General features: G+C 37.5%; 14 protein-coding genes. 9 read left to right on the top strand and 5 right to left on the bottom strand.

The genetic code is table 11. From position 1 onward, the window contains the following. Nucleotides 1-92 precede the first annotated feature (92 nt). On the bottom strand, nucleotides 93-218 hold the full coding sequence (yhfH, locus tag AMS59_RS24555; RefSeq protein WP_012292204.1) for a protein YhfH: 126 nt from the start codon (nucleotides 216-218) through the stop codon (nucleotides 93-95). 144 nt (nucleotides 219-362) lie between these two features. Between yhfH and AMS59_RS21710 the strand changes: the two genes are divergently transcribed. From AMS59_RS21710 to AMS59_RS21745, 8 genes are all read left to right on the top strand, one after another. Further along, entirely contained in the window at nucleotides 363-1,355 is a 993-nt protein-coding gene (locus AMS59_RS21710; RefSeq protein ID WP_053485785.1) for a lipoate--protein ligase, read from the top strand. A gap of 166 nt (nucleotides 1,356-1,521) precedes the next feature. Then, nucleotides 1,522-2,226, top strand: a complete 705-nt coding sequence (locus AMS59_RS21715; RefSeq protein WP_053485786.1) for a response regulator transcription factor — start codon at nucleotides 1,522-1,524, stop codon at nucleotides 2,224-2,226. Continuing rightward, nucleotides 2,226-3,209, top strand: a complete 984-nt coding sequence (locus AMS59_RS21720; RefSeq protein ID WP_053485787.1) for a sensor histidine kinase — start codon at nucleotides 2,226-2,228, stop codon at nucleotides 3,207-3,209. Before AMS59_RS21715 ends, AMS59_RS21720 begins: the two co-directional genes overlap by 1 nt. 11 nt (nucleotides 3,210-3,220) lie before the next feature. Further along, the gene (locus AMS59_RS21725) at nucleotides 3,221-3,655 is read left to right on the top strand and encodes a hypothetical protein (protein ID WP_053485788.1); all 435 of its coding nucleotides are present in this window, start codon (nucleotides 3,221-3,223) and stop codon (nucleotides 3,653-3,655) included. A gap of 12 nt (nucleotides 3,656-3,667) precedes the next feature. Beyond that, on the top strand, nucleotides 3,668-4,444 hold the full coding sequence (locus AMS59_RS21730) for an ABC transporter ATP-binding protein (protein WP_053485789.1): 777 nt from the start codon (nucleotides 3,668-3,670) through the stop codon (nucleotides 4,442-4,444). Next, the gene (locus AMS59_RS21735; RefSeq protein WP_053485790.1) at nucleotides 4,416-6,350 is read left to right on the top strand and encodes an FtsX-like permease family protein; all 1,935 of its coding nucleotides are present in this window, start codon (nucleotides 4,416-4,418) and stop codon (nucleotides 6,348-6,350) included. Before AMS59_RS21730 ends, AMS59_RS21735 begins: the two co-directional genes overlap by 29 nt. A gap of 452 nt (nucleotides 6,351-6,802) precedes the next feature. Further along, the gene (locus AMS59_RS21740; RefSeq protein WP_053485791.1) at nucleotides 6,803-8,350 is read left to right on the top strand and encodes a fatty acid--CoA ligase family protein; all 1,548 of its coding nucleotides are present in this window, start codon (nucleotides 6,803-6,805) and stop codon (nucleotides 8,348-8,350) included. Nucleotides 8,351-8,676: 326 nt separating this feature from the next. Further along, on the top strand, nucleotides 8,677-9,324 hold the full coding sequence (locus AMS59_RS21745; protein WP_234007881.1) for a VTT domain-containing protein: 648 nt from the start codon (nucleotides 8,677-8,679) through the stop codon (nucleotides 9,322-9,324). A gap of 60 nt (nucleotides 9,325-9,384) precedes the next feature. Here AMS59_RS21745 and AMS59_RS21750 read toward each other — a convergent pair whose 3' ends face one another. From AMS59_RS21750 to AMS59_RS21765, 4 genes are read right to left on the bottom strand one after another with little or no spacing between them, the layout of a single operon-like run. Then, nucleotides 9,385-10,074 carry a hypothetical protein gene (locus AMS59_RS21750; RefSeq protein ID WP_053485793.1) on the bottom strand — a complete coding sequence of 230 codons (690 nt, stop codon included), beginning with the start codon at nucleotides 10,072-10,074 and terminating at the stop codon, nucleotides 9,385-9,387. Then, nucleotides 10,071-10,799 (bottom strand): hypothetical protein, encoded by a 729-nt coding sequence (locus AMS59_RS21755; protein ID WP_053485794.1) that lies wholly within the window; start codon nucleotides 10,797-10,799, stop codon nucleotides 10,071-10,073. Before AMS59_RS21755 ends, AMS59_RS21750 begins: the two co-directional genes overlap by 4 nt. After that, nucleotides 10,783-11,676 (bottom strand): ATP-binding cassette domain-containing protein, encoded by an 894-nt coding sequence (locus AMS59_RS21760; RefSeq protein ID WP_082337666.1) that lies wholly within the window; start codon nucleotides 11,674-11,676, stop codon nucleotides 10,783-10,785. The genes AMS59_RS21755 and AMS59_RS21760 overlap by 17 nt, the downstream gene beginning before the upstream one ends. After that, nucleotides 11,673-12,047: a GntR family transcriptional regulator gene (locus AMS59_RS21765; protein WP_053485795.1), complete on the bottom strand. Its 375-nt coding sequence runs from the start codon at nucleotides 12,045-12,047 to the stop codon at nucleotides 11,673-11,675. Before AMS59_RS21765 ends, AMS59_RS21760 begins: the two co-directional genes overlap by 4 nt. A gap of 67 nt (nucleotides 12,048-12,114) precedes the next feature. Here AMS59_RS21765 and AMS59_RS26000 point away from each other — a divergent pair. Further along, the coding region (locus AMS59_RS26000; protein ID WP_234007877.1) for a hypothetical protein at nucleotides 12,115-12,782 on the top strand (668 nt) is incomplete at its 3' end.

The raw sequence follows: 12,782 nt of genomic DNA on the forward strand, positions 1-12,782 counted from the left end.
GATTTAATTAATGGTTCATCAAAATATGATGAGGGGTGTCATTATTAGTACGTGTGGGGCACGTATATGACAATTACAGAATAGGCAAATGCTTATAGGTGGTTACATTTTTCACAAGTGTTGCTGTAGCATTCACTTTGTTCTTCAATTTTTTCACCGCATTCTGTGCATTGCTTTGCAGGTAGGTTCTTGAAAAATTCAACTACATTTTCTAACATTGTGGACTCCTCCTTTAAGTTCATCTGTACTATTACTGTTTTGATATTTCCTAGTGTATTATAACAGAAGTATTTCGTCAACACAAAATGCCTAATTTACGTTAAAATAAATATGGATATTTTGTGAAGGAGGAAACGTATTTTATGATATTCGTTGATAATAAAGGGATTCATGACCCACGCATTAACCTTGCCATTGAGGAGTATTTATTAAAAACGATGGATGTAGAGAAGGAGCCAGTGCTACTTTTTTACATTAATCAACCTTCAATCATTATTGGTAAAAATCAAAATACTATCGAAGAGATTAATACAGATTACGTGGAGGATAATGGCATTATCGTTGTACGTCGTCTTTCTGGTGGAGGCGCAGTGTATCATGATTTAGGGAATCTTAACTACAGTTTTATTACTAAAGACGATGGCGATAGCTTTATGAATTATAAAAAATTCACGCAGCCTGTTGTAGATGCACTTGCAAAAATGGGCGTTCATGCTGAGCTTTCAGGCCGCAATGACATTTTAGCGGAAGGACGTAAAGTTTCGGGGAACGCACAGTTTTCTACAAAGGGCCGTATGTTTAGCCATGGTACGTTACTGTTTGATACAGAAATTGATGCTGTTGTATCCGCATTAAAGGTGAAGAAAGATAAAATTGAATCAAAGGGCATTAAATCGATTCGTTCACGTGTAGCTAATATTTCTGAGTTTTTGAAGGATAAGATGACAGTCGAAGAATTCCGCTTAGAAATTTTAAAATCGATTTTCGGTGGAGAAGAAAATATTCGCTATTATGAGCTGACGGAGGAAGATTGGGCTAATATTCACAAGCTTTCTGCTGAGCGTTATCAAGTATGGGAATGGAATTTTGGCAAATCACCACGCTTTAATATTCAAAAAACACATCGTTTCCCAACAGGAGGCATTGATATTCGCTTAGAGGTGAATCACGGAATTATAGAGGAAGCGCATATTTTTGGTGATTTCTTCGGTGTAGGCGACATGGCAGATGTTGAACAACGATTAGTTGGGACAAACTATGATCGAACTGCAATTGCTGAGGCATTAACGGATATTGATATTCCAACATACTTTGGTGGAATTGCAACAGAAGAGTTTTTACAATTAATTTATTAAGAAAAGCTTATGTAGAAACTGGCAAATGTCCTTATTGAGGCAGGTATGTTTTGACACAAAAATCTCTAGCTGATGATTCGGGTTAACTTTTGCTACAAAAGGTTCGTTGACAGTTATGTCATCGAACCTTTTTTTGATACAATATAGGATAGAAAGGAGTGTTGGTATGGAGAAGCATCGAATATTTATTGTCGAAGATGATGTAAAGATTGCGTCATTGCTCGCAGAAACGCTTAGAAAATATCAATACGAAGTTGAAACGATCAAAGAATTTGATCATCTCATTGAAGAATTTACAGCATTTAATCCACATATGGTGTTGCTTGATATAAATTTACCTTCGTACGATGGCTACTATTGGTGTCGCCAACTACGTCAACATACAACTTGTCCAATTATTTTCATTTCCGCTCGTTCTGGGGAAATGGATCAAATTTTTGCGCTAGAAAATGGGGGCGACGATTTCATTACGAAACCATTTAATTACGAAATTGTACTGGCTAAAATCCGTAGTCACTTGCGTCGTACATATGGCGAATATTCAGCAAGACAAGAGGAACGGACAATTAAACAAGGACAGCTTGTTCTTCATTTAGAAAGAATGGAACTTCATAAAAATGATTTAGAGATTCCACTTCAGAAAAAAGAATGTATCATTTTAGAACTATTAATGGGAAATGCGCCAAAAGTAGTGACGCGTGAGCAACTATTAGAAGAGCTTTGGGACGATCAGGCATTTGTTGATGAAAATACATTGAACGTCAATATGACACGAGTACGTAAAAAACTAGCGGATTATCATATTACGTCATCAATTGAAACGGTGCGCGGGGCAGGATATCGCTTTATATTAAGCGCAGGTGAGTTATAGTGGACTGGAAATTATTTTTACGTGATTACGCATCGTTCATCGTTTTCCAGTTCTTTTTAGTCGGCTTCATCATGGTTCTATACTGGCTGGACGGCTTTCGAAATGTTGATACGGCTATTTATTCCTTCTGTATTAGTTTAGTGTTGCTAGCCTCGTTTTTACTTATCCGTTACTTAATGCGTCAACGTTATTTATTGAAAATATCGCAGCTTCCTAAAACTATGGAGGATGTGTTGCAAAAAAATGCTAAAACACCTGAGGCGACGCAGGTTGAGAAATATATGCATGAACTATATCGACTATATAAACATGAGCTGCAATCGTTATATGCAGGCCAAAAACGACATGATCAGTTTATGAATCAATGGGTACATCAGATGAAAACACCAATTTCTGTTATTGAACTCTTATTACAGGATGAGCGTCCTCTTGATAAAAAGAATGTACAAGAGGAAATTGATCGCTTGAGGAGAGGCTTGGATATGGTGTTGGTGAATGCTCGATTAGAAAATTTTGAAGAGGATATGCAAGTAGAACAGGTTGTTTTAAAAACGATTGTGACTGCAACTGTTAATGAAAATAAACGTTTATTTATTACGAAACGTGTTTTCCCAGAAATCCATATTGAGGATGACATCATCGTAGCAAGTGATTCAAAATGGCTCCGCTTTATTATCGGGCAATTCGTTACGAATGCGGTAAAATATACGTTTGAGGCAAACAAAAAAATAATCATTTCCGCCATTAAAAAGAATGACTACGTACAATTAGCCATTTGTGATGAAGGTATTGGTATTCCAGCTTCCGATCTTTCTCGTGTCACTAAAGCCTTTTTTACTGGTGAGAATGGCCGTAAAACTGGAGAATCCACAGGGATGGGCTTGTATTTAGCGAAAGAAATCTGTGGAAAGCTCGGTCACGAATTAAACATTACATCAGAGGTTGGTAAAGGAACTGTTGTTACAGTGACATTTACGAATTAGGGGGATTAGAAATGACAGAAGTACGCTTGGATGAATGGGTTTTACATGTAGAGACAAAAAAAACAGAGGCATTATACGAGTCGCATAACGATGTTTGTGATTGTTTATCTTGCAAAAATTTTCGTACAGCAAGTCTTTTGCTGAATGAAGAAGTAATGCATTTTTCGAATAAGCTTGGGCTAGACTTACATAAACCGACTTCACTTAATGCTTTTCCTGTAGAAGGTGAACAGGTGATGTACAGTGGGCATTATACGATTTGTGGAGAAGTAATTGAAGGTGAAATGGATGCCTGGGATGTAATTATTGGGTCGCATTGCTTTAGTCTAGTGGAGGAGGATGGTAATCAGTCAGCTGAATCATTAACAGAGCCGCATTTTCAAATTGGCTTTGAGGTAGTATTGCAGTGGCTTTTGCCAGAATCCATGGAATTAATCAAGAAATAAGGTGAACAAGGTATGCCTATTTTACAAATAAAAGACGTGACGAAGGTGTATGAAGGTAAAGTAACTCATCGTGCGCTAAATCAACTAAGCTTTGACGTGGAGGAAGGTGAGTTTTTAGCAGTCATGGGTCCATCAGGAAGTGGAAAAACAACATTATTGAATATCATTTCTACGATTGATGAACCAACGAGTGGAGAAATCATTTTAGATGACATGAATCCTCATACACTGAAAGCAACTGAGCTTGCCTACTTTAGAAGAAGACAACTTGGTTTTATTTTTCAGGATTTTAATCTATTGCATATGCTGACAGTAGAAGAGAATATTGTGCTACCACTTACATTAGATCAACAACCGTTAGAAGTAATGGAGGAGCGTCTTGCAAGCATTGTGGAAAAGCTCGATTTAACCTCATTCTTGCATAAACGCCCAAATGAAATATCAGGTGGACAAGCACAAAGAACAGCTATTGGTCGGGCACTTATTCATAATCCAAGTCTCATTTTAGCAGATGAGCCGACCGGAAATTTGGATTCGAATTCTTCGCGTGATGTACTTGAACTTTTAACAAAAATCAATCAGGAAAAACGAACAACGATTGTCATGGTAACACATGATCCAATTGCAGCTAGCTACTGTGATCGCGTGTTATTTATTAAAGATGGGGAATTTTTCAATGAAATTTACAAAGATGACCGTCGTCAAATGTTTTTCCAGCGAATATTAAATGTGTTGAGCTTACTAGGAGGAGGACAAGTAGGTGACCTTTCGACAATTCGCTTACCGTAATGTCGTACGGAACAGCCGTATATACGGTGCCTTTTTCATGGCAAGCTTTTTTTCTGTGGCTGTGTTTTTTATCTATTCAATGCTCATGTTTCACCCGGATATTGAACAAGGAATTTTAGGAGAGGCTTCGTTAATTGGGATGATAGGTGCGGAAATCGTACTTGTCCTTTTTACATTATTCTTTTTATATTATTCGATGAGTGCCTTTTTAGAGGCAAGATCACATGAGTTTGCAATTTTATTACATTTAGGAATGGAAAAACGCCAGATGAATAAACTTGTCTTTTTGGAGACAATGATTATTGGATCGGGTTCTATTTTTGTTGGGATTATATTTGGTTTCTCATTTTCGAAATTCTTTTTCATGATTGTTCGAGAAATTTTACATTTAGATAGTTTACCCTTATATGTCTCATGGCAGCCATTTCTACTAACGATTGGTGTCTTTACAAGTGCTTTTGTGGTCATTTCCTTTATTAGTGTGTATTTCACACGTGAAAGAAAATTACGCGATCTCCTTAGGGGAAGTGAATATTTAAATAGTGTTTCAACCTATTCTAAAATCCGCGCAGTAGTTGGTATTGCTCTTATTTTATCAGCATACTTACTATCATTTATCGTACCGAAAACATCTTTCATTGGTTTAACACTATTAATCCCGTTTTTAGCAACCTTTGGAACATATTATTTTTTCAGTGATTCTTTACCTTGTTTTTTGGATAAAGCACGGGGCAAACGTAAATTTCATTGGCAACGCTATCGCCTTCTTTCGTTAGCTGAGCAAACTCATATTATGATGGACAATGTGAAAATGTTTTTTGTAGTAACGATGGTGTCAACATTGGCCTTTTTATCAGTCGGTGTTTTAGCAACGATGTCTTCCTATACAATACAATATGATCGTTTAAATCCACTAGGGCTTGTCTATAAGGGAGATGTCGACAATCCATATGAGCGAAATCATATCGCCTCTTTACGAATTGAATTAGAGGAAAAGGGCTTGTCCTATCATCTATCTCGTTTTGTTGTGATCAAGCAAACCTCTTCATATACTCACAATGAGGTTGAGGTTTTTAGGGAATCCGATATGAATGTATTGCTTTCTTCCTATAGCTACCCATTACTTGATTTGGCTTCAGGAGAGGCAGTATTTATACCATACTCGGAAGAATCTCTAAAAAAACTAAAAAATAAAGTTGTGCATACTGTACTAGAGGAAAACGCTATCCCGATAACAATTGATAGCGTATATCCTAAAATAGTATTCCCAGGGTCTATCGTTAGTGTGAATTCTATAGTGATCAGCGATGAGGATTTTAGTAAGCTTAGAAAGCCGATTGCTGATAAAGACGTTGCACAGCCAATCTATCATTTATTTACCTTCTATATTCCACAGTGGATGGAAACGAAAGATATTGGCAAAGACATAGACGAGTTAGCAGCAACTCAATATTTTAATAAGAAGGATAGATTTAGCCCATTTTACTTTGAAAATGCAGGATTAAATTATTCTTATATATTAGCTACCTACTCATTATTCACATTAGTAGGGGTCTTAGTAGCAACGGTATTTTTATTAGCAGCAGGTAGCTTCGTTTACTTTAAACTGCATACCTCTCTAGAAAGAGAAAAGCGTAAATTCGATGTCTTAAAGCGAATGGGCTTAACAGATACAGAGCTCAAAAAGCTTGTGAATCGTCATTTATTCCCACAATTTTTCTTGCCATGGGGTGTTGCAATGATGCATAGTGCCTTTGCATTTCTTATGGTTCAAGGTATCTTGAAGGATATTGCTAATATTTCCATTGTCAAAGAAGTTGTCTTTGCTTTTGGATTTTTTGTTTTAATACAAGTGGTCTATTTTTATTTGATTCGTTGGCGATACATCTCGCATATTCGTTCGTGATCAAAATGTACGAAAGAGAAAAAAATGAATTATTTGACGTAATTTTAGACATGAAATAAAAAGTTTCGTTGTCTTTTACATATATTTCTTATATAATATTACTGAATAATGATTCATTTTATCTCCATTCAGTAGAAGACTCCCACCTCTAAGGTGGTGAGGTGGATTCGGGTGTGATTCCTTTTTAAGGGATGTCCATATGTCTACTGAATGAAGATAAAGCCTCCGGCGGATGTCACGGATTTTAAAAGGAATGCACAAAGGATGTTAGCCTAAAACCTTCGCATCCTGCGAAAACGGCTAACTGACCTGCATCGGTAAAAGCGCCACGTCCTGTGGCATTACCGAAATGACCGACATCGTGTCGGCCCTCGTGCAGGCCTGGACACAATTCAAAATCCGGACTTCAATTACGCCAAGGCGAAATTGATACGATAAAGGGGATGGTGTAATTGAATTTAGTTTCAAGTGTTCGTCAACAAGCATTAGAGCAACCGGATAAAATTGCGTATCATTTTATGGGGAAAGATACGACGTACGGTGAGTTTGAACACACAGTTGGTCGCTTTGCAAAGGGGTTAGAAGATATAGGGGTAGAAAAAGGGGACCATGTGGCGTTTTTACTCGGCAATACACCACATTATTTAATTGCGTTATATGCAACAATGCGTTTAGGGGCAACGGCAATTCCGATTAATCCAATCTATACACCGGATGAAATTTCGTATATTTTGCATAATGGTGATGTAAAAGCTGTTATTGCACTTGATGCACTTCTTCCATTAGTAGAAATGGGTGTACATGCTTTTCCAAAAATAAAAACATTTGTTGTTTGTGAAACAACAGCAGATGTTGCTGAAAAAGTAACGACTTTATCCGAAGAGGCAAAGGCGAAAATTCATTTATTTTCACAAGTAATTGCTAGTGCATCGGACTCTGTACAACCAGTAGAAGTAGCTGACGATGATAATGCAATTATTTTATATACTTCAGGAACGACAGGTACTCCAAAGGGTGCAATGCTGACTCATAAAAATATCTATTCAAATGCACGAGATGTAGCACATTATTTAGGCTATCAAGCAGATGATCGTATTATTGCGACATTACCAGTTTTCCATGTATTTGCGTTAACTGTCGTTGTCAATGCACCTTTATTGAGTGGAGCAACGGTTTTACTTGAACCACGTTTTAGTCCAACTGAAATCTTTAAATTAACGAAGGAACAAAAGGCAACCGTCTTCGCTGGTGTGCCAACTATGTATAACTTCTTGTATCAATTACCTGAAAGTAATCCTGAAGATTTCTCAACAATACGTTTAGCGATTTCAGGTGGCGCGTCTCTACCTGTAGCACTATTACATAATTTCGAGAAGAAATTTAATGTGCGTGTTTCAGAGGGCTTTGGCTTATCGGAAGCTTCACCAGTAACGTGCTTTAACCCGTTGGAACGTGAGCGTAAGGCAGGTTCTATTGGGACATCCATTTCCAATGTTAAAAATAAGGTGGTGGATGTTAATGGTCAAGAAGTGCCCGTTGGCGAAGTAGGGGAGCTGATTGTACGAGGGCCTAACGTTATGAAGGGCTATTATAAGTTACCTGAAGAAACAGCGATGGCGATACGTGATGGCTGGTTATACACAGGGGACTTAGCAAAAATGGACGAAGAAGGGTACTTTTACATCGTTGATCGGAAAAAAGATATGATTATTGTAGGCGGATTTAACGTCTATCCAAGAGAGGTTGAAGAAGTACTCTTTGCTCATAATAATATCGTTGAAGCGGCAGTTGTAGGTTACCCAGACCCTAACTTAGGTGAGGCAGTTCATGCATATGTTGTTTTAAAAGATACAGATGCAACTTCAGCAGAAGACCTTATCGCATACTGTGCAAAGCATATGGTGAAATACAAGGTGCCTAAAGTAATTGAGATTATCGATGAATTACCAAAAAATACGACAGGAAAAATTTTACGTCGGTCATTAAAAGAAAAAGTATAAGAAACTGTAGCTACTATTGAAAAATAGTAGCTTTTTTTATCCAGCATAAATGAACAGTTAGATTCACAGTTCAAGATTTAAGAGAATTCACTTGAGGCAAATATTACAGCAATGTAAAAAAACATGGCCTCTTATTTAAATAAGTTGAGTGTGTATGTCTGTAAGTGATAAAATCAAACTTGTGAAATCTACATACTTTTTAAGGGCTTGTCATATAGTGAGGGAGAAGTAACACTATAGACAGTAAACAAAAATGGAACCCTTTGGTGTCTAGCTACGTCAAAGCCTTTAGAAAATTCAATTGAAAGAGAGCATACGAAAAAATGATAGAACTCATCAAGGAGTTAATAAATTTTATTATGCATATTGATGTGCATTTAGAGGAGATCATTCATAAATTTGGTAATTTGAGTTATCTCGTTTTATTTGCAATTGTTTTTGTTGAAACAGGTGTCGTAATTTTCCCATTCCTACCAGGTGATTCATTGCTTTTTGCAAGTGGTACATTAGCAGCAGCAATGGGCGCATTTAATATGTGGATATTAATTCCCGTGTTTTTAGCGGCTGCAATTTTAGGGGATACGATGAACTATCATATTGGTCAAAAAGTGGGAACATCCATTCCACCAAAGAGCTTTCTTGGTAGAGTCGTTAAAAAAGAGCGTATGGAAGCAGCAGAAAAGTTCTTTAATAAACACGGTGGAAAAACGATCGTCATCGCACGTTTTATGCCTTTCATCCGTACATTCATACCATTTGTTGCAGGGGCTAGTAAAATGAAGTATAGCTACTTCATCATGTATAATGTTGTAGGTGCAGTGTTATGGGTACTCAGCTGTACATTACTAGGTTATTTCTTTGGTAATATTCCTATTATTAAAAATAACTTCTCAACGGTTCTTATATTAATTATCTTGCTTTCAGTTGTACCAGCTGTTATTGGTGCTATTAAAGCAAAAACAAGTAGAAAATAAAACAAGGACAGTCCAAATGTGATGAAAAATCACTTAGGACTGTCCTTGTTTTTTTACTATCTAAAAAAGACCTTGGGAATCTTCCAGAACTGTACTTCGTGGAATGTCGATAACGATGACATTTGAATAGAACATTGCATATGGTTTATGCTCTATCTCACGATTCATATCTAAAATACCTAATGTTGCATTTATACGATAATAATTTATTTGTTGTTTAGAAAGAGCTTCAATAAATAATTGGTTTTGTGCCACGTATACGTTCGGTAGCGGTACTTCGTCTGAAAGATCAATACCTTCTACAATGACAGGAAATTGATAATAGGTAACAAGAGCTTTTCCAGATTCAATATTGTCATTATAACGCACTCGAAAATTAATGCTTGAACCACTGTCACCTTCATTTATAACAACAGGTAATGTATTTCCTTCATATTTCAAGTCCCATGTTTTCTTTTTGTACTCCTCTGTTAAATAAGAAGAATCGTCTTCTTGATCGTACTTTTGTATTTGATCTAATTTTATCTCAAGTTGTTTAATTTTAGAAAAGGAAAGTAATGGTATTTTTGATTCTGAAAAAAAGCTAATATAAAGGAAAGCAATAAGTCCAAGTACGATATAGCTAGTAATGCCAATTATAATACGCTTAGGGGTCCAAATTTTAATTTTTTTACTTAATTTACCAAGTAATAGAACAATAGCCGCTATGAATAGCAGTGGTATAAAAAATAAGAAGAATGTCGTTGTCATTTGCGAGACACCTCCGATTTATCAGCAATCCGAATAGTGAGGCTAAAGCATAATACAGCCACAAACAAATAAAGAACACTAATCATAAGATTGGATAACATTATTATTGGCAAAAGGTTAATAGACCCTGGTGACATAAAAATTAATATGAGGCCTAACAATATAAACATAGATACAAATATTTTTATAACTGCTGGTCCCTTGAAAATGGTGCCTAGTAGTAAGCCCATTGCGCCAAATAAACAAATGCTACTGAAACATAATATTAATATTGATGGTGAAATAAATAGATTGTCTATTACTAAAGAATTCTTTTCTGCTAATGCAATTCCTAATGCTTGTAAATAGTAAGTGGAAATCATAATGATGACTGCAAAAAAACTGTAAATAATTATGACAAATATATTTGCAATGGCGCTAGATGTCCGACTAGAAATAACGGATAAATCATCAATGCGATGCGCTTTTGTCGTAAAGAGAAGTGCTACAATAAATGCCCAAATTGCTGAAATTATAAGAATCATATCGAGTGAATAATTAGAGAACTGAACATTTAAACTTCCCTGCCCACTCCCAGAAGACCCACTCCCAGAGCCAAATGTTAAAATGCCAAAAATGATTTGTACAATAACTAAGGAACTGAGGGCAGAAATATATAATTTTGCTTTCCATTTCACCTGTTTTATTACAATTGTTTTCAGTGAAATATTAGTCAAAGATTGCATCAATATCACTTCCTTTTTTACTTGTTAAATACTTGCAGACTTCACTTGCGTTAAGGGATGATACCGTAATGCCTTTTGCTCGAAGTATTTCTTCTGAGACGAATAGTTTACTAGCATCTATTATTGCTGAGGTCATTCCTGCCATAATCTTTTGAGCGTATACTTCCGTCTCAGAGAGCAGATCTGCAAGTGCATCACTTGGTCCGCTAAGTGATATGAGCTGTTCCTTAAATTCATCTAATGGCGCGTGGGCAATGACAGAGCCTTCATCCATCAATAATATTTCTTCTAAAATAGATTCCATCTCTTGCAAATGGTGACTAGTAATTAAAAACGTTCGTGGAAAGGCTAGGTATTCCTTTAAAATCGCCCTGTAAAAATCTGTACGAATCACTTCGTCCATGCCATTCATCGGTTCGTCTAAAATCGTTAGTGCACAGCGGCTTACTAATCCGTAAACAAGGTTAAAGGTTGCCAATTGCCCCTTAGATAGTTGCTGATGCTTTGCTGTGAGATCTATCCCTGCATAATCGAGCATGCGATAAGCTAATTCATTTTGCCAATTAGGATAAAAATCGGCCCCCATCTTTAGAATATCTTCGAGCGATAAGTAATCAGAGAAACTTAATCGATCATCGATAAAAATCATATTGGCAGCAGTTTGAATATTATTAAAGGGATTTTCATTAAACACTTTGCATGACCCAGTTGTAGGCTTTATATAGCCTGCAAAAATATTAAGTAATGTCGACTTACCAGCACCATTGCGACCAATAATACCGATAATTTTCTCTGCATCAATAGCGCAAGTTACGCGCTGTAGTGCATGACGACGTCCAAAGCTTTTAGATAACTCCTCACATTGAATAATATTCATGCCAATCCCTCCTGTGTTTTTCGAATAAGCACTAGCAATTCTTCATCAGATACAAGTAAACGTTTTGCCTCTAATACGATTTCTTGTGCCATTTTCGTCAATATTTCGTTTCGACGTTTCATTAAAATTCGTTCCTTTGCATCCGTAGCGACAAACATACCTAACCCCCGTTTTTTATATAAAAGTTGCTCTTCAAGTAAAATTGTCAGCCCTTTACCAGCTGTAGCAGGATTTATATTGAATAATTCAGCTAGTTGATACTGTGAATAGACCTTCTCGTCAGCCTGTAATCGATCGGCAATGATTTCGTGCTGTAGCCATTCAGCAATTTGAATATAAATCGGTGTTGTACCATCTAGATGAACGTGCATCGAAAAACCCCCCTTCATTCCTACGTAACATAGTGCATTAGTGTTGTAATGTACTATAAGATGAAAATTGGTAAATGTCAATATAAAAAGAGAATATCTTACAAATCTACTTACCCTCGGAAGCAGGACGAATACCCGCGGAAGCAGAGGAAATACCCGCGGAAGCAGGACGAATACCCGCGGAAGCAAGGTAAATGCCCGCGAAGCAAAGCAATACCCGCGGAAGCAGGACGAATACCCGCGAAAGCAAGGCGAATACCCGCGGAAGCAAGGTAAATACCCGCGAAGCAAAGCAATACCCGCGGAAGCAGAGGAAATATCCGCGGAAACAGGACGAATACCCGCGGAAGCAGAGGAAATACCCGCGGAAGCAGAGGAAATACCCGCGGAAGCAAGGCGAATACCCGCGAAGCAAAGCAATACCCGCGGAAGCAGGAGGAATACCCGCGGAAGCAGAGGAAATACCCGCGAAAGCAAGGCGAATACCCGCGGAAGCAAGGCGAATACCCGCGGAAGCAAGGCGAATACCCGCGGAAGCAGGACAAATACCCGCGGAAGCAAGGCAAATACCCGCGGAAGCAGAGGAAATACCCGCGGAGGCAGGACGAATACCCGCGAAGCAAAGCAATACCCGCGGAAGCAGGACGAATACCCGCGGAAGCAGAGGAAATACCCGCGAAAGCAGAGGAAATACCCGCGAAAGCAGAGGAAATACCCGCGAAAGCAGAGGAAATA

This window comes from Lysinibacillus sp. FJAT-14745 (assembly GCF_001275675.1).
Taxonomy (GTDB): domain Bacteria; phylum Bacillota; class Bacilli; order Bacillales_A; family Planococcaceae; genus Lysinibacillus.

Coding starts and splice junctions, on each gene's coding strand:
- yhfH (WP_012292204.1), bottom strand. CDS start 218: ATGTTAGAAAATGTAGTTGAATTTTTCAAGAACCTACCTGCAAAGCAA.
- AMS59_RS21710 (WP_053485785.1), top strand. CDS start 363: ATGATATTCGTTGATAATAAAGGGATTCATGACCCACGCATTAACCTT.
- AMS59_RS21715 (WP_053485786.1), top strand. CDS start 1,522: ATGGAGAAGCATCGAATATTTATTGTCGAAGATGATGTAAAGATTGCG.
- AMS59_RS21725 (WP_053485788.1), top strand. CDS start 3,221: ATGACAGAAGTACGCTTGGATGAATGGGTTTTACATGTAGAGACAAAA.
- AMS59_RS21730 (WP_053485789.1), top strand. CDS start 3,668: ATGCCTATTTTACAAATAAAAGACGTGACGAAGGTGTATGAAGGTAAA.
- AMS59_RS21750 (WP_053485793.1), bottom strand. CDS start 10,074: ATGACAACGACATTCTTCTTATTTTTTATACCACTGCTATTCATAGCG.
- AMS59_RS21755 (WP_053485794.1), bottom strand. CDS start 10,799: ATGCAATCTTTGACTAATATTTCACTGAAAACAATTGTAATAAAACAG.
- AMS59_RS21760 (WP_082337666.1), bottom strand. CDS start 11,676: ATGAATATTATTCAATGTGAGGAGTTATCTAAAAGCTTTGGACGTCGT.
- AMS59_RS21765 (WP_053485795.1), bottom strand. CDS start 12,047: ATGCACGTTCATCTAGATGGTACAACACCGATTTATATTCAAATTGCT.